The following is a 258-nucleotide window of genomic DNA, read 5'->3' as shown; positions in this document are numbered from 1 at the left end:
CCAGCGCTAACTCTACCAACACCCGCAGTGAGTTAAGGCAAATGATCCGCGGTACTAACACAAAAATAAAAACAAAAAGTTCAAAAAATAATTTTGCATTAGCTGTTCACCCACTCTCTGAGCGCTTTGGCTCTGTAGGTGGAAAAATGGAAGCCACGTTGAAGGTTGATCATGTGGCATTACGCGCAACAGACTCAAGTAAAAAAGCCGCATATTCTGTGGTGGTAGGACAAATTCATGCGGGGAAAGACCAAGCCC

At 44.6% G+C, this 258-nt stretch carries 1 protein-coding gene; it reads left to right on the top strand.

Going from position 1 to position 258, the window contains the following annotated elements; genetic code table 11:
* Window positions 1–41: 41 nt before the first annotated feature.
* Window positions 42–258: hypothetical protein (locus R2R70_RS21370; RefSeq protein ID WP_410979104.1), on the top strand; the 217-nt coding region annotated here is incomplete at its 3' end.

It is taken from the genome of Cobetia sp. SIMBA_158, assembly GCF_046566945.1.
GTDB lineage: Bacteria > Pseudomonadota > Gammaproteobacteria > Pseudomonadales > Halomonadaceae > Cobetia > Cobetia amphilecti.
This window is presented reverse-complemented; position numbering and strand designations above follow the sequence as displayed.